This window comes from Bacillus sp. FSL R7-0646, assembly GCF_037969865.1.
Classification (GTDB): domain Bacteria; phylum Bacillota; class Bacilli; order Bacillales; family Bacillaceae; genus Bacillus; species Bacillus licheniformis.
The window spans coordinates 2,794,243-2,816,747 of sequence record NZ_CP150217.1; the positions used below are offsets into that span (position 1 = coordinate 2,794,243).

A 22,505-nucleotide genomic window follows, 5' to 3' on the forward strand; every position below is an offset into this window, starting at 1 on the left:
ACTCCTCCTGTAAGTTTACATGTGTCTTGACACCTATATTTACACATCGATAAAATAAACTCAAGTATTTTTTATAAAGAATGGGAGACGAGCGCCGTGATTTATCTTGATTATGCAGCGACGACACCGGCATCAAAAGAAGCCTTGGACGCGTTTCAAAAACTTAGCACAGACGTATACGGAAATTCGAGCAGTCTGCACGATGCAGGAGGGAAAGCCGAAAACATTTTGCGCTGCTGCCGCCAAAGGATGGCAGAACTTTTATCCGGAGAAGAAGAAGGCGTTTATTTTACGAGCGGAGGCACCGAAGCCAACTTTTTAGCGATTCACTCCATCTTAAATGGACTTCCCGCCGGGAAAAAGCGCTTTTTAATGACAGAAATGGAGCATCAGTCGATCCATATTTTGAAACGGCATCTCGAGATGCTGGGATTTGATGTCGACTTGATGAAGCCGAATGCTTCAGGCATCATTACAAGGGATATACTTGAACGGCACCTCCGCCCGGATACGGGTCTGGTTTCGATTCAGCATGCCAATTCAGAAACAGGCGTCATCCAGCCTCTGGCAAAGCTCTCGGCTTACCTGCATAAGCGGGACGTGCTCTTGCACAGCGACTGCGTACAGACATTTGCCAAGATTCCGGTCCGCATTGATGAGCTCGGCGCTGATGCCTTATCGGTCTCAAGCCACAAAGTATACGGCCCAAAAGGAGTTGGGGCTGTCTATATTCGGCCGGGTGTAAACTGGAAACCCGTCTACCCGGGCACTTTGCATGAAAACGGCTTTAAAAGCGGCACCGTCAATGTCCCCGGAATCGGCGCTTTCATTACCGCTGCAGAGTCGACAATAAACCGCATGGATGCCGCGCATCTCAAATTCCAGGAGCTGCGCGCAGGTTTTCTGGAAGGAGTAAAAGACCGGAAGCTTCCCGTCTCCCTTGCTGTGCCCGATTCGGCAAATTCGCATGTTCTGCCGCATATTATAGGTTGTTTTTTTCATTCCTTTGAAGGACAATATACTATGCTGGAATGTAATCGGAGAGGAATTTGCATTTCTACCGGAAGCGCGTGTTCAGCGGGCTATCATGAGCCTTCGAATACGATGAAAGCCCTTTTGATCCCTAGGGAGCTCGCGCTTCAATTCGTCCGGATTTCATTCGGATGCGATACGACAAGCGAACATGTTGATAGGCTGTTGGACGTTCTTGAAGATATGATGAATGAGAAAGGAGACCATCGGATTGACAGACGGATTAAAACTTACGGGAGCTGAGCGGCGCCAGCAGCTGCTGGCTTGGCTGAAGGAGTCAGAGGCTCCGCTTACAGGAAGCGAGCTGGCCAAAAGAGCATCTGTTTCACGGCAGGTCATCGTACAGGATATTTCTTTATTAAAAGCAAAAAACGAACCGATCATCGCAACAAGCCAAGGGTACATGTATTTGCGGTCAGCCCTCGGCAAAAAACAGCCGGTTCAGCGGATCATCGCCTGTGACCACGAACCCGAAAAAACGGAAGAAGAGCTGAATCTGATCGTCGACTTTGGCGTAACGGTGAAAGATGTAACGATTGAACATCCGGTCTACGGAGACTTAACAGCTTCGATCAGGGTCAGCACAAGAAAAGAAGTCGCGGATTTCGTCAAAAAAATCTCTTCGACAAACGCCGCTTATCTGTCTCAGCTGACAAACGGCATCCATCTCCACACATTGGAGGCAGATGATGAAGAGAAGATCGAACAAGCTTGCGGCGCCCTGCAAAAAGCGGGCATCCTCATTCCCGAATAAAAGAAAAGGTCCTTTGCCGTTATCAGCGCAAAGGACCTTTCTTTTATAGTGTATATGCGTTGTAGGCACCGAGCATTTTCACCTTGCAGCCCAAAGCTTCAAGCTCAGCTATTGCACCTGGAATCAGCACGTCATCCAGGGCCATTTCAATATCAATAATGAAGAAATAATTGCCGAGACCGGTTTTTGTCGGCCGCGATTCAATTTTAGAAAGATTCAAATTTCTCCAGGCGAAAGCCGACAGCACTTGGTGGAGAGCTCCCGATCTGTCCGAAGGAAGGGTCACCAGCAAAGTCGTTTTCGGTCTTCCCTTGAGTTGAGGGTTGACCGGAGGGGATGCCTCGCGATCCGGATGAAGCATCACAAATCTCGTGTGATTGTATTCATAGTCATGCACATCTCTTTTGACGATGTCTAATCCGTAAGTATCTGCTGCCATTTCATTGGCGATCACGCCGATGTTCTCTTCCGGATTTTCGCTCACGTATTTTGCAGCTGCTCCGGTGGATGTCGCATATTCAAACGGAATGGAGCGGAACCGGCTGTGCAAAAATTTATGGCATTGCGCGATGGCATGGGAATGGGAATAAACCTTCTGAATGTCTTCCCAAGCCTCTTTTCTGGTAGGATGCACAAGCAAATGCTGACGGATGGGAGCGGTGATTTCTCCGACAATATAAAGAGGCTGTTCGTGAATTAAGTAGTCTATTGTCAGATTCACCGATCCTTCAATCGCATTTTCAAGCGGGACGACAGCCAGATCGATCTCCCCGTTCATCGCCGCATCCATGCAGGCCGGTATCGTGTTAAATGCTTGCTGGTCTGCATCTGAAAAGCAGGAGCAGACGGCAAGGTGCGTAAAAGTTGCTTCTGGACCTAAATAACCTACTCTCATACTCATGATATATGTCATTCTCTCCCTTAAGCGCCCGAACCTAGTATTTCGACCTTTTCTACGAATTCCAGCTTTCTTAATTTGTTCATCAGCAAATCGATATTTTCATCCATGCCTCTCGTACTGACAGAGAGCGTGACATTCGCTCTTCCTTGAAGAGGGATGGTCTGGTGGATCGACAGCACATTGCAGCCCGATTCAGCTACCACTTGCAGCAGATGGGACAGCGTTCCTGAGCGGTCCTCCAAATGAAAAAAAAGCGTGATAATCTGTTCCTTGACCATCGTATAAAAAGGAAAAACCGCATCTCTGTACTTATAAAAAGCGCTTCGGCTCAAATCTACCTTTTGTACGGCTTCAGCTACAGATTCCGCTTTTTTCCGCTCAATCAGCTTTTTGACCTCAAGTGTTTTCCGCATTGCCTCCGGCAGCACGTCTTCCCTGACAAGATAAAAGGTCTCCTCTTTCACAGACTTTTCTCTCCTTTTAAAAACCCTGATTCCTTTACATTGATCCTGCGAAAGGAAGGGCGTTCCTTTCAGCTAAAAGTCGGAGAGCTTGCTTGGCAAACTCTCCGGTATGATCAGTCGATAAATTCAAATTCAAATTCGAGAAGACGGATCGTATCCCCGTCTTTTGCACCGCGGGCCCGAAGCGCATCATCGACGCCCATTCCGCGAAGCTGTCTGGCAAAACGCTTAACAGACTCATCTCTTGAAAAGTCCGTCATTTTAAATAAGCGTTCAAGCTTGGCTCCGCTGAGCACGAAGGTGCCGTCAGGATCACGGCTGATCTCAAACGGCGCTTCCTCATCCTCAAGCTTATACATGACTCTGTTTTCAGCCATGTCTTCTTCGTCGTAGAGCGGGAATTCCGGCGTCGTTTCCAAACGGTCGGCAATTTCAAACAGCAGATCCCTCAAGCCTTGTCTGGTCACCGCGCTGATTGGAAAAACAGGATAATCATCTGTGAGCTTTTCTTTGAAAGCCTTCAGATTTTCTTCCGCATCCGGCATATCCATTTTATTGGCGACAATAATTTGAGGACGTTCTGTCAGCCTGAGATTATACTGTTCAAGCTCTTTATTAATGGTCACATAATCTTCATACGGGTCGCGCCCTTCAAGACCCGACATGTCAATAACGTGCACGATGACGCGCGTTCTTTCGATATGCCTGAGGAATTGGTGTCCGAGGCCAACTCCTTCGTGCGCCCCCTCAATCAGTCCCGGAAGATCCGCCATTACAAAGCTGCGGCCGTCTTCCGTTTCGACCATTCCGAGATTCGGGTTCAGCGTTGTAAAGTGGTAATCGGCAATTTTCGGCTTGGCCGAAGACACGACAGACAGGAGCGTTGATTTTCCGACGCTTGGGAAGCCGACAAGACCGACATCTGCCAAAACTTTCAGCTCGAGAACAATATAGCGCTCCTTGCCGGGTTCGCCGTTTTCAGAAAGCTGCGGCGCCGGGTTGGCAGGCGTCGCAAAACGTGTATTGCCCCGTCCGCCGCGTCCCCCTTTTGCGATGACGGCTTCCTGTCCGTGCTCCGTTAAATCAGCGATGACCTGTTTTGTATCATCGTCAATGACAACCGTGCCGGGCGGGACTTTCACAACCATGTCTTCGGCATTTCGGCCGTGCTGGTTTTTAGACATGCCGTGTTCTCCGCGCGCTGCCTTAAAATGTCTTTGATATCTAAAATCCATCAGCGTGCTGAGACCTTCGTCAACTTTGAAAACGACGTCTCCGCCTTTTCCGCCGTCACCTCCGGCAGGGCCTCCTTTTGGCACATATTTTTCGCGGCGGAAAGCAACCATACCGTTGCCTCCGTCTCCGCCTTTTACGTATATTTTCACCTGATCAACAAACATAATGTCCTCCGTTCTATTCCTAAAAAACCGCTTTACTTGATATGAATTTCGGCGATGCACTCACGGTCTGTTACATCAAACCGCTTGATTTCATAAAAGTCGGCCAGTGAATGATGAAAGTCTTTGATACCGGTCAGCTTTGTGAATACGCCGTGGAAATCGAGAAAGATGACGAGGCGGTCGTCCGGACCGTCCGTCTGCAGCGTGATCGTCAGATGATTGTCGCTGCCTTTCAAAACGGCATCGTCAAAAATCCCAAACAGCTTTCTGATGAGAACGACGAGCCTTTCTTCATAAGCTGACAAATCCTTGACTTGACCGATCACCTCATATTCAAGCGTCAGCGAATGGGCCATCCAGTTAAATGTAAGCAGCTCATACGCCGCGCGCGGGATTCTAAGGTTTGAAAGCTTTGATTCATGCTGAGCTTCGATGACCACTTCATCGATAATTTCAAATACGCGGTCATACTTTTTTAATGTTAAGTTTCCTTTAATCAATTGCAGTTTATTCATCCAGTCGTGCCTTGAGTGGCTGAGCAGATGGATAAGCTCATGGGTCAAAGCCTTATCGTCCATATTCTTTTCTCGTTTTTTCGAAGTTTCTTCCATTTTGGCACTCCCAATCGTTTGGTCTCTCTTTTAGGAGTCTGATTCAGTTTGTACTTTGAATTATAACAGAGAAGGCAGTATAAATGAAACACGTTTATATACTTTAACGAAGCAGAATCAGAGCGGAAACCCGGCCTTATTTAGGCGTCGGGAAGGTGTTTTAAGCAAGTCATGGTGCTGAATGTAAAAAACTCCGGTCAGAACGACCGGAGTTTCGTTTAAAGGTTAGGCTACAGGATATACGCTCACTTTTTTGCGGTTACGGCCGAAACGTTCGAATTTAACAGTTCCGTCGACTTTTGCATATAGAGTGTCATCTCCGCCGCGCCCAACGTTTTCACCTGGATAGATTTTTGTTCCGCGCTGACGATAAAGGATTGAACCGCCAGATACGAATTGACCGTCTGCACGTTTAGCACCTAGGCGCTTCGCCTCAGAGTCACGTCCGTTTTTCGTTGAACCTACTCCTTTTTTAGATGCAAAAAACTGAAGATCTAATCTTAGCATGTAGCTCACCTCCTATATTTTGTTCGTCGTTACTTTTAAGTAACCTTTGTAGTCTCGTTCGATCGTGTCAAGGGAGACGATCATGCCTTCGAGAAGGAGCTGCGCCTTTTCAAAAGCCTCACGATCCGTACCGTCCGGGAAGCGGAAAGATAAAAACCCGCCGTCTTCCCCGAGGTCAATGACCGGCTCAATGCCCGTCAGCTTCATTACGGCATTGACGGCTCCAAAGGCGACCGCCGACGCCCCTGCGCAAACGAGATCCTGACCATGTTCAGCAAAATTCGCATGTCCCGACATTTCAAAGCCCAAGATGTCTTTGTTCGATCGGGATCTTGTAATCTTTGCATGAATCATATCATACACGCCTTAAGCGTTGATTTTTTCGATAACAACTTTAGTGTAAGGTTGACGATGACCTTGTTTTTTGTGTTGGTTTTTCTTCGGCTTGTACTTAAATACGGTAATTTTTTTAGCGCGGCCTTGTTTTTCAACTTTGCCTGTTACCGTAGCACCTTCAACCGTAGGGCTGCCAACTTTAACATTTTCACCGCCGACAAACAATACGTTGTCAAAAGTAACTGTTTCGCCGGCTTCAGCAGCAAGCTTTTCGACGTATACAGTTTGGCCTTCTTCAACTTTGATTTGTTTTCCGCCTGTTTGAATAATTGCGTACATCTCTGCACCTCCTAATAAACTAAGACTCGCCAGTCACAGGGGGCTAAGAAAGCACTTAACGCCTGTGCTGAGCGGTTGTAGCACGGGTGCTACATCCATAACATTAAAAAATATACCAGAAAAGAGCCCGAGTGTCAATGTCTTTTAGAAGGATGGTCAATAAACCAGAAGCAGATCTTCCATTGAGGAAGTCGTGCGCTTGTCTGTAAAATAAGCGTGGAGAACTTCATTTTCATCCAGCTGGCTCAGTTTTTGTCCGTCCTTCTCAATAATGATCGGGTGTTTGCAGCCCCTTTTAAACATGAGCATGACCTCATAAATCTGCTGTTCGGCGCACACCGTGATCGGTGCGAGTCGCCGCACTTCCCTCTCATTTCCATAGTAGCGCTCAAGCAAAAAACGGATATGGGCGTAATGCCGATTGCGATATTCCTGGTAAAGGGATGCAGCCAAAAATACGAGAAGCACCCAAGCGCTCAGCTGCGACGGGGAGACCAGCAGAGTCGCCGCGATTAGAACAGCGCAGCAAAAGCACGATACAGCCAGCATCATCCGCTGCGCTTTCTGATACGGAAGGTGTTTTGAAAACAGCAGAAACAGCAGCTTCCCGCCGTCAAGCGGCCAAATAGGAAACAGATTTATCAAGAGGATGGTCAGATTGTAAAAAGTAAACGTTTCAAATATATGAGGGCTGATGAGCGAATTGACCGCCAAAAGCCAGGCTGCAAATTGAAGCCAAATGTGCTGAACAGGCCCCGCGGCGATGACGGCAAGCTCTTCCTTTAACGGTCTGTTGCCGTGTTCATCGACTTCCAGCGTTCCTCCAAAAGGCAGCAGGAAAATGCCTTTAATTCTCCATGAAAAATAAACGGCAGCAGCAGCGTGGCCAAGCTCGTGGATCAAAATAATGATCATTAAACAAAACAGCGCTTTAATATGTCCTGTCATGATACCGATCGCCATGACAAGCCACAGCAGCGGATGAATGTGAAGCTTGGTGAAGAGCTCCGTCCATTTACTCAAATGTGATCACCTGTATCGGATCAACAAATTCCTCTCCTTGTTTGATCGCAAAGTAATAGATGCCTTTTTGATTTTTATCCTGCTCAATCGTTCCGAGCTTCGTTCCTTTATCTATATAATCGTATAAAGCGACATCCGCTTTTTTCAGCTGGCCGTAGTAGGTATAGCTGTTGTCCGCATGCTGCAAGACCACCGTCAGGCCTGTTTCCGGATTTTTGTCCACTTCAATGACATAGCCTTCCTTCATGCTGCGGATCGTTTCGTCTTCTGTTTCTACCTTAATGCCCTGCCCTGAGAATTTCTCCTGAACCTTTCCTACGGCAGGTACAGCGAGATCCTGATTCACCTCGACCTGGCCGGACGGTTTGGCGCCTTTCGGCTGAAAGAATGCGAGGGGATCGCCGAACTTGGATTCATACCAATTCTGGAGGGCCGCAAATTGGAACTCTTCAGTAAACACCTGGCTGATAACCGGTTTGATTTGGTTTGCGGGTTCAAACTGGCCTTTGTAGGCAATGGCGGACACAAGAACAAGGCATGCCGACAGAAGACATTTCAAGATGAGCGCATCCGCCTTGACAAGCGGGTGCTTCCCGTTTATCAGCAGGGAACTTCCTTCAGGCGGAGGGAAGTCTCCTCCTTTTTCATCTTCCGAAAAGGCTGTCCATGCAGGCGGCTTGAGCGGCCGCTTTTTGCCGTCTGATGAAAAGGGCTGTTTGTCCGGTGTTTTCCGCTTTCTTTTCCTGGCCATTCTTTTTCGAATCTCATCTGCTCTATGACTCATAACCCTCATCCTTTACATTCAGGTTCGTTTGTTCAATGATATGCCTTGTCCCAGGGAATTATGACGGAACATTGACATAAAACTAAAAGGTTTCATATAATAGAAAGGAAACCATTTGGTTTTACTTTTTTCTAGGAGGTCTATTATGAGCAATCAACTAGTGCCTGATATACATAAACAGGCTGTTTTTCACGCATCGATAGAAAAAGTGTGGGAGGCCGTCGCCACCAGTGAAGGCATCGCCGCCTGGTTTATGCCTAATGATTTCCGCCCGGAGATCGGCTGCGAATTCACCCTGCAGTCTCCTTTCGGCCCCTCCCCGTGCAAAGTGATCGAGCTTGATGCGCCGCATCGACTCGCTTTCAGCTGGGATACGTCGGGATGGATCGTCACATTTGAATTGAAAGAGCTTTCTGCAGAAAAAACCGAATTTACCCTGATTCATTCAGGATGGGGTGCGCCGGAAGAAACGGTTTCAAAAGCGGGAGAAAAGCAAGCGGATGTCCGCAATCGGATGAATGGCGGCTGGGAAACAATCGTCAATCAAAAGCTGCGTCAGGCAGTTGAGGGCTAGTGACATCCGCCGCAAAACATGATGTGTTCCAAGCCGTTTCCGATCCCTCCCGGCGAAAAATGCTGGAGCTCCTCGCCGGCAAAGAATTGCCTGTCACAGATATCAGCAGCCATTTCCCGATGAGCCGGACGGCTGTTTCAAAGCATCTCAGAGTTTTGTCCGAAGCAGGCCTAGTCAGCGGGAGAAAAGCGGGCAGAGAAAAACTGTACAGGCTTCATCCCGAACCTCTCGCCGAGCTGCAGCAGTGGCTCGCCTACTTCGACATGTATTGGGACAATAAGCTTTCCTTGCTAAAGCATAAAGTAGAAAACGATCAATAAAACTGCAAAAAAAGCAATCTCGCTTTGGAGATTGCTTTTTGCAGTTAAGCGCGTACGCCGAAAAATGATTTAATCTTTGCGAAAACGCCTTTATTTTCTTCTTCAAACGACTGTAAAGGCACAGATTCGCCCAGCACGCGGCGGGCGATGTTCCGGTATGCGATTGAAGCTTTATTATTCGGGTCCATGACGACAGGCTCCCCGTTATTGGAAGCTTTAATCACTTCATCATCATCCGCAACAATACCGATCAGTTCGATCGACAAGTGCTGAATGACTTCATCAACATCCAGCGTATCGCCGTTTTTCATTAAGTGGTTGCGGATCCGGTTGACGACAAGTCTCGGCGGCTCAATATTTTCTTCCTTTTCAAGCAGGCCGATGATCCGGTCAGCGTCACGAACAGCGGAGATTTCCGGTGTTGTCACGACAATCGCCTTGTCTGCGCCCGAGACCGCATTTTTATAACCTTGCTCAATCCCTGCAGGGCAGTCAATGACAATGTAGTCGAAGTCTTGTTTGAGCTGCTGGATCAGCTTGACCATCTGCTCGGGCAAAACAGCCGACTTATCGCTTGTCTGAGCGGCCGGCAGCAAATAAAGCAAATCATCAAAGCGCTTATCTTTCACAAGCGCCTGATGGATTTTGCATCGTTCCTCAACGACATCCACCAAATCATATATGATTCTATTTTCAAGGCCCATGACAACATCAAGATTGCGCAGGCCGATATCCGTGTCAACGAGACATACCCGTTTCCCCAAAATGGCCAAGGCGGTGCCAAGATTTGCGGACGTCGTCGTTTTGCCTACTCCGCCTTTCCCCGAGGTTATTACGATAGCTTCACCCAATTTTACATTCCTCCCTCAAGCCTTGTTAAACTAGGTCTTAAATGAGCTAATTGCTGAAGGCGGTCAATGACCATATTCTCATTTTCATCTAAATAAGCACATTCCATGTCGTTCCCTTCTTGGATGTTGTCTGGGGAGCGATTGAGCACATGATTGATACGCAATTGAGTCGGTCTCATATCCGAAGCCGCAATAACAGCTCGTTTATTTCCATTAAAACCGGCGTGGGCAATCCCTCTTAATGAGCCGAGGATGAAAATATTCCCTCCGGCTTTCACCATTCCTCCCGGATTCACATCCCCAATGAGAAGCAAATCACCCTCCGTTTCAAGGACTTGCCCGGAACGGACAATCTTAGCGACAGAAATAATTTCGCTTTCCGCTTTTAAGCGGTTTGCTTCATCTTTGGTCATGACTTCACTTTCAATGGAGTGGATGAACAGATTTTGTTTCTCAGTGATCACATCGGTCAGGATCTGTTCTTGCTCCTCGGTCACATAGCGGTGGCCGAGCTTAACGAGAACATTGATTTTCTGGCCTTTTCCATCCATATAATGTTCGAGTGACAGCATATCCTGAAGACCGTACAATAATTCTTCAAAAGAGCATGTGTCATCAAGATGAAGCGTCAATCCATTTTTCGTTCCTTTAATTGTTACGTATTGCTGCTTTTGGGTCTTCACGGTGTTCACCTCAACATCATACTCTTTTCGACATCGGCTCATAAAATCCTCTTTTTACTCATTCCTCAGCTCTTTCTTAAGACTGGTAAAAAACCATTTGAACGGGTAAATGAGCAGAAGGCCGCCAACGGCGTTCAGCGCAAGCGTGGGCAGGAGCCTGCCGAGCACAAATTGATGGAACGGCATAATTTCCGGACGTATCAGCATCTGCACGCCATATTGGTAAAATTCAAGAACACAGACGGCGAGCAGCGAAATAAAAATGACGACCAGCGCGTTTGTCTGCAATACTTTGAACGCTTTTGACGATAAATAGCAAATACCGGCAAAACCAAACATATATACACCTAAAAGGTCGGTGTAATTAATATCATATAACAGTCCGAAAATAAATCCATATGTAATGGCAAAAGGCTGATTGACATAAGCCGTCATAAAAACTAAGACAAGCAGCAGAAAACGCGGGATGAGCTGCTGTTCTTCCGTCACAAAAGGCAAGTTGACAAAATCCGCATAGACGCTGTCAGATACTAAAACAAACATCATGACGACGGGAAGAAGGAAGCGTTTCACGACCCTTCCTCCTCATCGTCCATCTTGTCGACATCCACCGTATCAAGCGTTCTGTCGACGACGATGACGTTATCAAGGTTATACATATCGGCTGCCGGCTCTACATAAGCGATTTTCGTCAAACCGTAGGAATCTGGTTCAACCTCTGTCACTTTTCCGATTGTCAGGCCTTTAGGAAAAACGCCGCCCGCACCGGAAGTTTCGACGAGGTCACCTTTTTTCACTTCCCTGTCTTCATCAGGCTCGATGATTTCCATGGAAAGCGCCTTTTTATCTGAGTCGTAGCCGTTGATGATTCCGTTCACCGTTTTCTTGCCTTTATCTGCAGCGATAACTGTGGAGATTCTGTTGTTTCTGTCTGTTGCGCTTAAAAGCTGGACGGTGGAAGTGAAATTGTTCACTTTTGTGCTTTTGATTTTTCCGATCAAGTTGCCGTTTTCATCTGTTACCGCCATATCCTTCTCAACGCCGTGCTTTGAACCTTTGTTGATCGTAATCAGGTTCCACCACTCATACTTATCGGGATTTCTGGCGATAACGGTCGCCAGAATCGGCGTGTAGTCTTTAATTGATTTCAGATGGCCGAGCTCTTTTCTTAAAGACTTATTTTCATTTTCAAGCTCCTGCAGCTTTGCCTCGTATTGTGTCTGGCCGTCGAGCTTTTTCCGCAGGCGCTCATTTTCGCTGTACGTATTTTTTAAGTCTTCGATATTTTCAAAGAAGCCCGCAAAAAATTGAGCGGGCGTATGAAAAATCGTCTGGAATACACCAGTTGTATCGCCAATAAATTTTTCGGGCCAAGTTGCATTCCGGTCATTCTTTAACGAAAATCCAATCATTGCCACTAAAATGATGATACAAAGGAGTAAAAGCATCAACCGTTTATTTGTAAAAAACTGCGGCATGATTATACACCTCTTCTATTCCCTGTGTCCTTAATTTTTGCCTTTAAATAGATGAATTTGCTCGAGAGCTTTGCCTGTTCCGATCGCTACACAGTCAAGAGGGTCTTCCGCAATTAAAACCGGCATTTTCGTTTCTTCGCTGATGACTTTGTCCAGGTGGCGCAGCAGTGCGCCGCCTCCCGTAAGGACGATTCCGCGGTCCATAATATCAGCCGCGAGTTCAGGCGGAGTTTTTTCAAGCGTATTTTTTACGGCATCGACAATGGCGGTCACAGTGTCGCGAAGAGCCGCTGTAATTTCTTTTTCAGTGATTTCAATCGTTTTCGGCAGGCCTGTTAAAAGATCGCGGCCGCGGATCTCCATGCTTTCTCCGTTTTCAGAAGCTTCGGCAGAACCGATTTCAAGTTTGATCGCTTCTGCAGTCCGGTCACCGATCATCAAGTTATATGTTTTTCTAATATAAGTAATGATTGCTTCATCCATTTCATCTCCGGCAACGCGGATAGACTGGGATGTGACGATGCCGCCGAGGGAAATAATCGCGACTTCGGTCGTTCCGCCTCCGATGTCGACCACCATGCTTCCAGTCGGCTCCCAAACAGGAAGGTTTGCACCGATCGCCGCTGCAAACGGTTCTTCAATCGGATATGCATCTCTCGCTCCGGCCTGGCGCGTGGCGTCGATAACCGCACGCTGCTCGACAGCCGTAATTCCCGACGGGACACAGACCATGACATACGGCTTTCTCGCAAATAAGCCTTTGTTTTTAACTGCTTTGCTAATATAATGCTTCATCATTGTCGCTGTTGTTTCATAATCAGCGATTACGCCATCCTTCATCGGGCGGAGGGCAACGACATTGCCGGGCGTACGTCCGATCATGTTTTTCGCATCATTTCCGACTGCGACAATCTGCTTTGTGTCTGTTTGCAGTGCAACGACAGAAGGCTCCCTGACGACAATTCCTTTACCTTTCACAAAAACAAGCGTATTCGCCGTTCCTAAATCTATTCCAAGGTCTCTCGCACCAATTCCAAACATTTGTATGTATCTTCCTTTCTTAAAACAATATTCCTAAGCAAAAACCCATAAATTCTATTATAGCTTAATTTAATGAAAAAAAAAGTGTTACAAATATCCTTTTTCTTTTAAGCTCACAAATTTTTGATCACCGATGATGATATGATCGAGCAATTCGATTCCGAGCAGCTGTCCGGACTCGTGAAGGCGCTGTGTAACTTCTATGTCTTCGCGGCTTGGAGCCGGATCTCCGGACGGATGATTGTGGACGCAGATGAATGAAGCTGCGGAGCGCTTTAAAGCTTCTTTAAACACTTCCCTCGGATGGACGATTGAAGAGTTCAGGCTCCCTATAAAAACCGTGCGCTTGTGGATCACCTGGTTTTTCGTGTTCAGATACACACATACGAAGTGCTCCTGAGAGAGAAAGCGCATATCCCCCATTAAAAAATTGGCCGCATCTTCGGGAAAACGAATCACATAACGGTCTTTGCAAGCCAGACTGTGAATGCGCCGGCCAAGCTCAAGGGCCGCCAAAATCTGCACGGCTTTTGCGCGGCCGATCCCGGAAATGCTTGAAAGCTCCTCGGCGGATGCTTCTTTTAACAAACGGAGGCCGTCAAACGTTTGAAGCAGCCGGCTTGAAAGCTGAAGAACCGATTCTTTTTTCGTACCGGTTCTGAGCAGTATCGCAAGCAGTTCATGGTTTGACAAACTTTCGGCGCCTGTGTTGAGAAGGCGCTCCCTTGGCCTTTCTTCATCAGGAAAATCTTTTAATTTCAATGGCAGATCGCTTATGATAAACCCTCCCTTTTGATTCCCTTCTCGTTCGGTACATCAAAAGGAGTGGAGATCAAACGTTTTCAGCATTCTCATCGTTTTGGAAATCGGAAGGCCCACAACTGTATAATAGTCTCCTTTTATCTGTTTGACAAAAAGCGCGCCTTTTCCTTGTATTCCGTATGAACCGGCTTTATCAAACGGTTCTCCCGTAGCGATGTAAGCGCTGATTTCCTTTTCTTCAAGAGGCCAAAAAGAGACTTCGGTTTCCTCAAAAAATGTTTCGCATCTTTCGCCGTCCTTAATGCAGACGCCGGTGAGCACTGAATGGGTCTGTCCCGAAAGCATGCTCAGCATCCGTTCTGCATCTTCGGCATCTTTGGGCTTGCCCAAATAAGCTCCGTCATAATAAACAATGGTGTCGGCGCCAAGCACGACGGCATCAGGATATTGTTCGGCTACTGCACGCACTTTTTGTTCCGCCAACCATTTGACGTTTTCTGCTGGTGAAAAGTTTCGAATTAATTTTTCTTCCGCATTGCTCGTAACGATGCTGTACGGAATCTGCAGGAGATCGAGGAGTTCCTTTCTGCGGGGTGATTGTGAAGCCAATATGAGCTGTCGGGTCATAAGAAGCCATCCTTTCAAAGGTTTTTGCATAGGAAAAAAAGATACCTGTTTTATCCTACCAAAAGAACGCCGCCGCCACAATTTCAGAAAAATAACTTTTTAATGACAAAAATCGCGAAAATAAAAAAACCAGCACGTCTGCTGGTTTTCTATTTATTTAATTTGGCCCAGCAATAGCTGCTGGCTCTTCCAGCCGTTGGCTGCGGTCGGTTTCTCCAGAAGGTTGACGGCTTCCAGTATGCTCTTCTTTACCTCTTCAGATCCTTTTGATTGGGCCCCGTCAAGTTGAGCTTTGACATCGGCTATGTTTTGAGATGTAACCTCCGCGCCGAGAATCGCTTTTGCCGACAGCTCAGCCGCTTCTTTAAAAGGCTCCAGCAAACCGGACTCGATTGCAACCGGAAGCTCTTTTCCGCCCCACGCTTCAAAATCGTTTTCGATTAATATTTTGCCAAGTTCAGATGTCATCTGCTTTTCTCCCGTTATTCCGGCGATTACATAAAACCCGTCGTCCTTGGCAATCGACACGGCGGCATACCCCTTGTCTGCGATTTGAGAGGCCAGCGTATCCGCTCCTTCTTTAGACGAAAACTTTCCGGCCTGAACGGCGAAGCTGTTAAAAGATTCTCCCGCTTGTCCGCTATTTTTTTCTCCGCTCTTTTTCTCCTCGGCACCGGAGTCACCGGCTTTAACGGTCTGGCCGTTTTCAGCATCCGCCCCAAGACTGCCGGAAGCCGGCACTCCTTCTTTATGCGTTGCGAGATTCAGCGCAAACAGACCAAGTCCCGTCCCGAGCAAAACAGCAAAGACGATGGTCGCGGCAAATCGCTTCACAGGATACGTAAGAGACGTTTTCGTTTTGCGGTTGTTTTTGGGCTCGTTTTTCTTTTGATAAGGCGCCACCACTTTAGGATCGTCTTTGTAGACGGTTTCTTCTTCGTCCGGTGGCGTCCATGTAAATTCACCTGTTTCATGTGTGCCGTCCTCTTTTGAAGCCGATATTTCCCGTTCTGCCTTTCTCTTTTCTTCCCAGTTCGAAAAGGTAAACTTCTTTTCTTCATTTCTGTTGGAAAACTCTTTTTCATTTCCGTAGATAGTCTCTTCTCTGCCGTTGATCATCACTTTAAGCGGGTCTTGTTCGGGCGCTTTTTTAGCTGAGTTTTTCTTGCTTTTCCGTTTTTTCATATGCTTCCCTCGCTTTCTGTTAATTGTTTTATATTGATTTAGGCGGCAGCTTGGCCGCTCTCTATACGCTCGGCAGAGGGAAGCCAGAAGGAAGGAGGAGTTCTCCTAAAGGCTGTCCCTCTTAATGTCCACACTTTATCACAGCCTCAAAAAAAAAGAACAAGACTTTTGTCGTCTTGCCCAAAAAGGTTTCGTCAAATTTTTCACCACCATGCCGTTTGAAGGTACCACTCGATCATTGGTTCGCCATAGAAGCAGCTCGTCAGCGTCCCGGCCAGAATCGCGGGAGCAAACGGCATTGGTTCATTTTTCTTCAGTTTGCCTGCCAGGAGTGCAATAAGACCAAGCACCGTTCCTGCGGCTGCCGAGAGGAAAAAAGCGAGAACGAGGAGGCGGCTGCCGAGCGCCATGCCGATTACCGCAAACAGCTTTACGTCTCCCCAGCCGATCCCCCCTTTCGTCAAAAGCAGCGTCAAGAGGGGCAGCATACCGCCGGCCATCGCACCGCTCAAACTTGAGTGCCACTGTTCCAGAGGAACAAGGAATCGTCCGACGGCAAAGACAGGCAGGAAAAAACAAAGAACAGCATCCGGAATGATCATGTGTGTCACATCAGATACAAAGACGATCAAAAGCAGAGATATAAGAGCAAGCACAATCACCAGCTCCCCCTCATGCCCAACGTGCATGCCGGCAAACGCAAACAGGATGGCGGCGGAGAGCTCAACTGCCGGATACACGATCGAGAGCGGGGTTTGACATCCTTTGCACCTCCCCCGCTGCATCAAATAGGACAAAACCGGTATCAGCTCCGAGAAGCCCAGCTGCCTTTTGCAGACGCGGCAGAGGGAACGCGGAGCAATCAATGATATCTTTTCAGAAATGCGGCGCCCGGCCGAATTAAAAAAAGAGCCGAGCACTAAACCTGCCGTAAAAAGGTAAAAGATGAACATCGTTATCAACCTCGCAGAATCAAATTTCATGAAAAAAGCTGCTGCCTAGCGGCTGTTATTTTAGCAAATATGAAGCGCCTCCGCTTTTCCTAAAACATAAAAATGCGCCGTCAGCCGGTGGCCAAAAGCGCATTTTTATGTTTTATTCAGTTAAAGCTGCCCTGACGGCGGAAATAAAATAAAGCGACCCGGTGATAACGACCACCGCTTTTTCCTCTTCAGCTTTTTCTTCGATATACCGGAAAACAGAGGCGATGTCTTCATCAAATGTTTTATAATCAGCGGTACTTTGCTCAAACAGCTTTTGAGCGGATTCCGCCCTCGGGAAATCAAAGGATGTGAAGTGAATCGATGACGCAAACGACTCGATTTTGCGGATCATGTCTCTGTACGGCTTATCTTTAAGAGCGCTGAAGCATACGTGAATATTCCGCCCGGCGAAGTGGGAGGAGATCGTCTCGGCCAGCCGCTCCATCCCTTCTTTGTTATGAGCGCCGTCGATATAAACAAGAGGCTTGTTCAATACCTTCTCAAACCGGCCGGGCCATCCCGCGTTACGAATGCCGCGTTTCAGCTCTTTTTCGCCGATCGCCGCATGTTTTTCGGCTGTCAGCCATTCGGCCGCAAGTATGGCCAAAGACGCGTTTTGCCGCTGATGGGTGCCGATCAGGCTTGTTTCAATTCCTTCATAATGATGTAACGGTGTTTTCAACGAAAACTGCTCTCCCTCAGGCAATGAAAGCTCCCCGTACAGCTGGCAATCCTCGTGAAGGGATATAAAAGCAGATTCTGTCTCCATCGCCTTTCGCTTTATCACCTCAGCCGCTTCATGCTGATGAACGGCTGTGATAACAGGAACGCCGCGTTTGATGATCCCTGCCTTTTCCGCGGCAATCTCTTTCAATGTACCGCCTAATATCGCCGTATGGTCATGGCCGATCGAAGTGATGACCGTTAACATCGGCTTCACGACGTTTGTCGAATCCAAACGGCCGCCTAAGCCCGTTTCAAAAATAACAAAATCTGTCCGCCTGTATTTAGCAAAATATAAAAATGCGCATGCCGTAATAATTTCAAATTCTGTGGCGGCTCCGAATTCGGTTTTTTCAAGCTCAAGGACAAGAGGCCCGACCTCATTAAAGAGCGCCGTCCATTCTTCATCTGAGATCGGGGCGCCGTCAACGCTGATCCGTTCGTTAAAGGTGATGATATACGGTGATGTGAAGGTGCCTGCTGTATAACCGGCTTCATTTAATACCGAACGGAGAAAAGCGATCGTTGAACCTTTTCCGTTTGTTCCGGCGACATGAACCGCATTGAGCTTTTTCTCGGGGTGCCCGAGCTTTCTCAGCAGCCATTCCATTCGTTCCAAACCCGGCTTCACGCCGAATTTAAGCCTTCCGTTAATCCAGCTGAGTGCTTCATCAAACGTTTTGAACAAGCGCATTCCTTCCCTTCAATTGATGAAGGTGTTTTCCAGCAGCTTTAGAAAGACCTGGAAAACACCTCCTTTTTCGTGTTATCAGTTTTTCAATTCGGCGATTCTTTTTTCTACAGCTTCACGCTTCGCCGTATAATCGGCTTCTTTCGCCCGCTCTTCTTCAATGACATGTGCAGGTGCTTTTTTCATAAATCCTTCATTGCTTAATTTCTTCTGAACCCGTTCAACTTCCTTCGTCAGCTTATCGAGTTCTTTTTGAAGGCGGCTGATTTCTTCGTCAATGTTAATCAGACCTTCGAGCGGCAAGATCAGCTCGGCGCCAGATACGACAGCGGTCATCGCTTTATCGACCGCTTGAATATCCGTTCCGATCTGAAGAAGGCTCGGATTCGTAAAGCGTTCTACGTACAAACGGTTTTCTTCAAGTCGTTCAGCGATTTCCGGCGTGCTCGTTTTAATATAAAGTTCAATCTGCTTGCTGAGCGGCGTGTTAACTTCGCTGCGGATGTTCCGTACGGCGCGGATGACTTCAACGAGAAGCTTCATATCCGCCGCGGCCTCGGTGTCCGTATATTCTTTGACGGCCTCAGGCCATTTGGCGACTGTAATGGATTCCCCTTCGTGAGGAAGATGCTGCCAAATCTCTTCCGTCAGGAACGGCATAAACGGATGCAGGAGGCGCATCGTTTGATCCAGCACATACGCTAAAATGGAGCGGGTTGTCTTCTTCGCCGCTTCATCTTCGCCGTAAAGCGGAAGTTTAGCCATTTCGATGTACCAGTCACAGAAATCATCCCAGATAAAATTGTAGAGATGGCGGCCAACCTCGCCGAATTCGTACTTGTCGGCCAGCTGTGTCACGGTTTCAATCGTTTCATTCAACCTTGTTAAAATCCACTTATCGGCAACGGATTTTTCCCCTGACAGGTCAAGCTCTTCGTATGTCATGCCGTCCATGTTCATCAGAGCGAACCTTGATGCGTTCCAAATCTTGTTCGCAAAATTCCATGTTGACTCTACTTTTTCAAAGCTGAAGCGTAAATCCTGACCCGGAGAGCTTCCTGTTGCAAGGAAGTAGCGCAGCGAATCCGCTCCGTACTTGTCGATTACATCCATCGGATCGACGCCGTTTCCGAGCGATTTGCTCATTTTGCGGCCCTGGTCGTCGCGGATGAGCCCGTGGATCAAGACATCTTTAAACGGACGTTCTCCGGTAAATTCGATACCTTGGAAGATCATTCTCGATACCCAGAAGAAAATAATATCGTAGCCTGTGACAAGGACGTTCGTCGGATAGTAGCGCTTGAAATCTTCCTCATCGATATCAGGCCAGCCCATCGTTGAAAACGGCCAAAGAGCGGAACTGAACCATGTATCAAGAACGTCTTTGTCCTGCTCCCAGTTTTCTGCATCTTCCGGCGCTTCAACGCCGACATAGATTTCACCGGTTTCTTTATGGTACCATGCCGGAATCCGATGGCCCCACCAGAGCTGGCGGGAAATGCACCAGTCGCGGATATTTTCCATCCAGTGCAGATACGTTTTTTCAAAACGGTCAGGGACGAAGTTGACTTTGCCTTCGCTTTTTTGCAATTCGATGGCGGCGTCGGCAAGCGGCTGCATTTGCACGAACCACTGTGTTGACAAATACGGCTCAACGACTGCTCCGCTTCGTTCGCTGTGGCCGACCGAATGCGTATGTTCTTCAATCTTGAACAGCACGCCCTCTTCCTGAAGATCTTTCACGATCTGCTTGCGGCATTCAAAACGGTCCATGCCTTTATATTGAAGGGCATTGTCATTCATCGTGCCGTCTTCATTCATGACGAGAATGCGTTCAAGGTTGTGGCGGTTTCCGATTTCAAAGTCGTTCGGATCATGGGCAGGCGTAATTTTGACGGCGCCTGAACCGAATTCCATATCGACATAGTCGTCTCCGACAATCGGGATTTCTCTGCCCGTGATCGGCAGAATGACCGTTTTTCCGATTAGGTGTTTGTACCGCTCGTCTTCCGGATGCACCGCAACCGCTGTATCGCCGAGCATTGTTTCCGGACGGGTCGTCGCAATTTCAATCGAGCCTGAACCGTCTTTCAGCGGATATCGCATATGATAGAACGCACCTTGTACGTCTTTATAGATGACTTCGATGTCTGACAAAGCCGTTTTGGTTGCCGGATCCCAGTTAATGATATATTCTCCGCGGTAAATCAGCCCTTTTTCATAAAGCTTTACAAATACTTCGCGCACCGCTTTAGAAAGCCCCTCATCGAGGGTGAACCGCTCCCTAGAATAATCGAGGCCGAGACCGAGCTTTGCCCACTGGCTGCGAATAAAATCGGCATATTCCTCTTTCCAATTCCATGTTTCTTCAAGGAATTTTTCGCGTCCGAGATCATAGCGCGTTTTTCCTTCTTCACGAAGCTTCGCTTCTACTTTTGCCTGGGTTGCAATACCGGCGTGGTCCATACCCGGCAGCCAGAGCACGTCATAGCCCTGCATCCGTTTCATTCTTGTCACGATATCCTGCAAGGTGGAATCCCAAGCATGCCCCAAGTGCAGCTTACCCGTCACATTCGGCGGGGGAATGACAACGGTGTACGGTTCTTTTTCTGGATCGTTTTTCGCTTCGAAAAATTTGCCGTTCACCCAATAGTCGTATCGGTCTTTTTCAACTGCAGACGGATCGTATTTTGTCGGCATCGTCAGTTCTTGATTATCCATTTTCAAACCTCCAACAGTATTAAACGGCTGAACAATAAAAAAGAGTCCTCTTGATCCTGTTAAAAGGACGAAGAGAACTCTCTCGCGGTACCACCTTTTTTCATGAATGCAAAAAAAACGCATTCACGCACTTAAATGGGATAACGGGACTTTCCCGAATTTCTCTACTTTTTTGTTCGAGAAATTGCGCTCCTGGGCGACCTTCCAAAAAAGACTGACTGGGAGCCTTTCAGCGAACCGGCTTCCCTCTCTGCAAGCGTCTGTTTTTGTACTCTTCCCATTCAAAGCGGGTGATCATTGACTTTTCAGCACGTACTTTTTCTTTTTCTTATATTACTAAATCTTTTTCATTTTCGTCAATCATCTTTTCCGTTTTTCTGTTGTTTTATACGAGATTGGGCCATGCACACAAGCTCCTTTTCCTCATATGATGCTGTAACGAAAAGGAGAGGAGGCATAAGATGCGAAAAAAATTCAACACATATTCATTCCAGCCGTGGCTGAAGCAAGTCAGGCTTGTTGCTGTTCAAGTCGTCCTCCCGATTACGATATTCCAGGGCATCCGCACGATCATCTTTCCTACCACATTTGATGTCCTCCTTTTGGGCATTCTCATATTCCTTGCGTGCGCCTTTCACCTTGACTGGATTTAAGCACGAAAAAAAGTCCGCATCATGATGATGGGGACTCTGTTTCTTCCTGCAGTTTTCTGTTTTCTTCCGTCTCGTGAATGCTCATCACAAGCGGCTCAGCGTTTTTCATTTGCCAGTACGCCTTTAAAAGCCTTGTACAGGCTTCTTTTTCCCCGAGCCCCTTCTCATGTTCGTAGCGGTTCAGTACGCCGAATACAGGCCCCGGGTAAGCCATATAGCTGAGGAATAAGCTGATTTCTTCCTCCCGCAAAGGATAGACATTGTGATACGTATAAAACCAGTTTACACATTCCGTGCACATAACGGGGTTCGTCTTAAACATTCTAGTAAAAAATACGATGAGATCATTTGCAGGCGGCGCATGTCCCGCTTTCTCAAAGTTCGTAAAGTAACCCGTTCCGGTATCGTTATAGAGAAAATGCCGAACGGACAGGTGCCCGTGGTTTAAGACCATTCTGGCAGACTCTTTTTCTCTCATGGCTTCATGCCAATCTTCAAGGCGGGCGATCGCAAAGTCGGCAGCTGATATCGTCTCTTTGAAATACATGGCCGCCTGAAGCTGGAACGGGGACATATACCATTCGTTTTCCGCTTTCATGATGAATGCTTCATATTTCTGTTTTTGCTGTTCCCATTTCCGTTTTGTCCGTTCATAGTGTCCGAGTATTTCTTCCCGCCTCACGCCGAGCTCTTTTTCCGTCCGCTGGTGAAGAAGAGCGATTTCTTTAAACATATATTCGTGTTTTTGATCCCGCTCTTCCTCCCTTTCAAGAGTAAGCCAGGGCATGAGATAGCAGACATCTTCTCCGGCTTGCGTTAAAAATTCGCCTGTGCGGTTTCGATAGACAGGAACGAACTGCCTGTAGCCTTTTTCCTCCAGCATGATCATCTGTTCCGTGAAGCGGGTGTTTCTTGAAGCCGCCAATTTTTTCAGAGCAAATACACCGTGATCCGTATACACTTTCCACACCTTTGAACTGACGGACTCCATATATTCAGGCGTAAGACCGTACTCATTTAAAACAGACTGGATGCCTTCCATCGGCTTCACCACATTTTTAT

At 47.5% G+C, this 22,505-nt stretch carries 26 protein-coding genes and 2 other annotated features; of the genes, 5 read left to right on the plus strand and 21 right to left on the minus strand.

Annotated elements, in window-relative coordinates; all coding sequences use genetic code 11:
• Nucleotides 1–96: 96 nt before the first annotated feature.
• Nucleotides 97–1,275: an IscS subfamily cysteine desulfurase gene (locus MKY62_RS14540; protein WP_003184013.1), complete on the plus strand. Its 1,179-nt coding sequence runs from the start codon at nucleotides 97–99 to the stop codon at nucleotides 1,273–1,275.
• Entirely contained in the window at nucleotides 1,244–1,786 is a 543-nt protein-coding gene (locus tag MKY62_RS14545; RefSeq protein ID WP_003184015.1) for a transcription repressor NadR, read from the plus strand. Before MKY62_RS14540 ends, MKY62_RS14545 begins: the two co-directional genes overlap by 32 nt.
• A gap of 43 nt (nucleotides 1,787–1,829) precedes the next feature.
• On the opposite strand, the gene pheA is transcribed toward MKY62_RS14545, so the two are convergent.
• From pheA to MKY62_RS14590, 9 genes are all read right to left on the minus strand, one after another.
• Nucleotides 1,830–2,681, minus strand: a complete 852-nt coding sequence (pheA, locus tag MKY62_RS14550; RefSeq protein ID WP_025805050.1) for a prephenate dehydratase — start codon at nucleotides 2,679–2,681, stop codon at nucleotides 1,830–1,832.
• Between the two features lie 26 nt (nucleotides 2,682–2,707).
• Complete coding sequence (locus tag MKY62_RS14555; RefSeq protein WP_003184018.1) at nucleotides 2,708–3,151, minus strand: ACT domain-containing protein; 444 nt, start codon at nucleotides 3,149–3,151, stop codon at nucleotides 2,708–2,710.
• A gap of 113 nt (nucleotides 3,152–3,264) precedes the next feature.
• A complete protein-coding gene (gene obgE / locus MKY62_RS14560) occupies nucleotides 3,265–4,551 on the minus strand; it encodes a GTPase ObgE (RefSeq protein ID WP_003184021.1) in 1,287 nt (428 codons plus the stop codon).
• Nucleotides 4,552–4,583: 32 nt separating this feature from the next.
• Nucleotides 4,584–5,162 carry a sporulation initiation phosphotransferase B gene (locus MKY62_RS14565; RefSeq protein ID WP_003184022.1) on the minus strand — a complete coding sequence of 193 codons (579 nt, stop codon included), beginning with the start codon at nucleotides 5,160–5,162 and terminating at the stop codon, nucleotides 4,584–4,586.
• Between the two features lie 225 nt (nucleotides 5,163–5,387).
• Nucleotides 5,388–5,669: a 50S ribosomal protein L27 gene (gene rpmA, locus MKY62_RS14570; protein WP_003184023.1), complete on the minus strand. Its 282-nt coding sequence runs from the start codon at nucleotides 5,667–5,669 to the stop codon at nucleotides 5,388–5,390.
• A gap of 12 nt (nucleotides 5,670–5,681) precedes the next feature.
• Complete coding sequence (locus MKY62_RS14575; RefSeq protein WP_003184025.1) at nucleotides 5,682–6,023, minus strand: ribosomal-processing cysteine protease Prp; 342 nt, start codon at nucleotides 6,021–6,023, stop codon at nucleotides 5,682–5,684.
• Between the two features lie 12 nt (nucleotides 6,024–6,035).
• The gene (gene rplU / locus MKY62_RS14580) at nucleotides 6,036–6,344 is read right to left on the minus strand and encodes a 50S ribosomal protein L21 (RefSeq protein WP_003184027.1); all 309 of its coding nucleotides are present in this window, start codon (nucleotides 6,342–6,344) and stop codon (nucleotides 6,036–6,038) included.
• Between the two features lie 12 nt (nucleotides 6,345–6,356).
• Nucleotides 6,357–6,431, minus strand: a sequence feature (ribosomal protein L21 leader region).
• A 69-nt stretch (nucleotides 6,432–6,500) separates the two neighbouring features.
• Nucleotides 6,501–7,367, minus strand: a complete 867-nt coding sequence (locus tag MKY62_RS14585) for a M50 family metallopeptidase (RefSeq protein WP_003184028.1) — start codon at nucleotides 7,365–7,367, stop codon at nucleotides 6,501–6,503.
• Nucleotides 7,360–8,151, minus strand: a complete 792-nt coding sequence (locus MKY62_RS14590) for a M23 family metallopeptidase (protein WP_003184030.1) — start codon at nucleotides 8,149–8,151, stop codon at nucleotides 7,360–7,362. The genes MKY62_RS14585 and MKY62_RS14590 overlap by 8 nt, the downstream gene beginning before the upstream one ends.
• A gap of 145 nt (nucleotides 8,152–8,296) precedes the next feature.
• Here MKY62_RS14590 and MKY62_RS14595 point away from each other — a divergent pair, with 145 nt between their 5' ends.
• Nucleotides 8,297–8,725, plus strand: coding sequence for an SRPBCC domain-containing protein (locus MKY62_RS14595; protein ID WP_003184032.1), 429 nt, complete (start codon nucleotides 8,297–8,299; stop codon nucleotides 8,723–8,725).
• Nucleotides 8,725–9,045 (plus strand): metalloregulator ArsR/SmtB family transcription factor, encoded by a 321-nt coding sequence (locus MKY62_RS14600; protein ID WP_003184034.1) that lies wholly within the window; start codon nucleotides 8,725–8,727, stop codon nucleotides 9,043–9,045. The genes MKY62_RS14595 and MKY62_RS14600 overlap by 1 nt, the downstream gene beginning before the upstream one ends.
• Before the next feature lie 44 nt (nucleotides 9,046–9,089).
• Here MKY62_RS14600 and minD read toward each other — a convergent pair whose 3' ends face one another.
• The 11 genes from minD to MKY62_RS14655 all read right to left on the minus strand — a co-directional run bounded on the left by minD (nucleotide 9,090) and on the right by MKY62_RS14655 (nucleotide 20,790).
• Complete coding sequence (gene minD, locus MKY62_RS14605; RefSeq protein WP_003184035.1) at nucleotides 9,090–9,896, minus strand: septum site-determining protein MinD; 807 nt, start codon at nucleotides 9,894–9,896, stop codon at nucleotides 9,090–9,092.
• A gap of 2 nt (nucleotides 9,897–9,898) precedes the next feature.
• Nucleotides 9,899–10,579 (minus strand): septum site-determining protein MinC, encoded by a 681-nt coding sequence (gene minC, locus MKY62_RS14610; RefSeq protein ID WP_011198163.1) that lies wholly within the window; start codon nucleotides 10,577–10,579, stop codon nucleotides 9,899–9,901.
• Between the two features lie 54 nt (nucleotides 10,580–10,633).
• The gene (gene mreD / locus MKY62_RS14615) at nucleotides 10,634–11,152 is read right to left on the minus strand and encodes a rod shape-determining protein MreD (protein WP_003184039.1); all 519 of its coding nucleotides are present in this window, start codon (nucleotides 11,150–11,152) and stop codon (nucleotides 10,634–10,636) included.
• Complete coding sequence (mreC, locus tag MKY62_RS14620; protein ID WP_003184040.1) at nucleotides 11,149–12,057, minus strand: rod shape-determining protein MreC; 909 nt, start codon at nucleotides 12,055–12,057, stop codon at nucleotides 11,149–11,151. The genes mreD and mreC overlap by 4 nt, the downstream gene beginning before the upstream one ends.
• 30 nt (nucleotides 12,058–12,087) lie before the next feature.
• Nucleotides 12,088–13,098 carry a rod shape-determining protein gene (locus MKY62_RS14625; protein WP_003184042.1) on the minus strand — a complete coding sequence of 337 codons (1,011 nt, stop codon included), beginning with the start codon at nucleotides 13,096–13,098 and terminating at the stop codon, nucleotides 12,088–12,090.
• A gap of 87 nt (nucleotides 13,099–13,185) precedes the next feature.
• Nucleotides 13,186–13,860, minus strand: coding sequence for a DNA repair protein RadC (gene radC, locus MKY62_RS14630; protein ID WP_003184045.1), 675 nt, complete (start codon nucleotides 13,858–13,860; stop codon nucleotides 13,186–13,188).
• 54 nt (nucleotides 13,861–13,914) lie between these two features.
• On the minus strand, nucleotides 13,915–14,487 hold the full coding sequence (locus tag MKY62_RS14635; RefSeq protein ID WP_003184048.1) for a Maf family protein: 573 nt from the start codon (nucleotides 14,485–14,487) through the stop codon (nucleotides 13,915–13,917).
• 153 nt (nucleotides 14,488–14,640) lie between these two features.
• Nucleotides 14,641–15,672: an SPOR domain-containing protein gene (locus MKY62_RS14640; protein WP_003184050.1), complete on the minus strand. Its 1,032-nt coding sequence runs from the start codon at nucleotides 15,670–15,672 to the stop codon at nucleotides 14,641–14,643.
• Between the two features lie 203 nt (nucleotides 15,673–15,875).
• Nucleotides 15,876–16,655 (minus strand): A24 family peptidase, encoded by a 780-nt coding sequence (locus tag MKY62_RS14645; RefSeq protein WP_016885544.1) that lies wholly within the window; start codon nucleotides 16,653–16,655, stop codon nucleotides 15,876–15,878.
• A 112-nt stretch (nucleotides 16,656–16,767) separates the two neighbouring features.
• The gene (locus tag MKY62_RS14650) at nucleotides 16,768–18,066 is read right to left on the minus strand and encodes a folylpolyglutamate synthase/dihydrofolate synthase family protein (protein ID WP_009329287.1); all 1,299 of its coding nucleotides are present in this window, start codon (nucleotides 18,064–18,066) and stop codon (nucleotides 16,768–16,770) included.
• A gap of 81 nt (nucleotides 18,067–18,147) precedes the next feature.
• Complete coding sequence (locus MKY62_RS14655) at nucleotides 18,148–20,790, minus strand: valine--tRNA ligase (RefSeq protein ID WP_003184055.1); 2,643 nt, start codon at nucleotides 20,788–20,790, stop codon at nucleotides 18,148–18,150.
• 60 nt (nucleotides 20,791–20,850) lie between these two features.
• Nucleotides 20,851–21,084, minus strand: a binding site (T-box leader).
• A 167-nt stretch (nucleotides 21,085–21,251) separates the two neighbouring features.
• Here MKY62_RS14655 and MKY62_RS14660 point away from each other — a divergent pair.
• Nucleotides 21,252–21,443, plus strand: coding sequence for a hypothetical protein (locus MKY62_RS14660; RefSeq protein ID WP_003184058.1), 192 nt, complete (start codon nucleotides 21,252–21,254; stop codon nucleotides 21,441–21,443).
• A 19-nt stretch (nucleotides 21,444–21,462) separates the two neighbouring features.
• On the opposite strand, the gene ysxE is transcribed toward MKY62_RS14660, so the two are convergent.
• Nucleotides 21,463–22,485, minus strand: a complete 1,023-nt coding sequence (ysxE, locus tag MKY62_RS14665; RefSeq protein WP_003184059.1) for a spore coat protein YsxE — start codon at nucleotides 22,483–22,485, stop codon at nucleotides 21,463–21,465.
• Nucleotides 22,486–22,505: the final 20 nt, after the last annotated feature.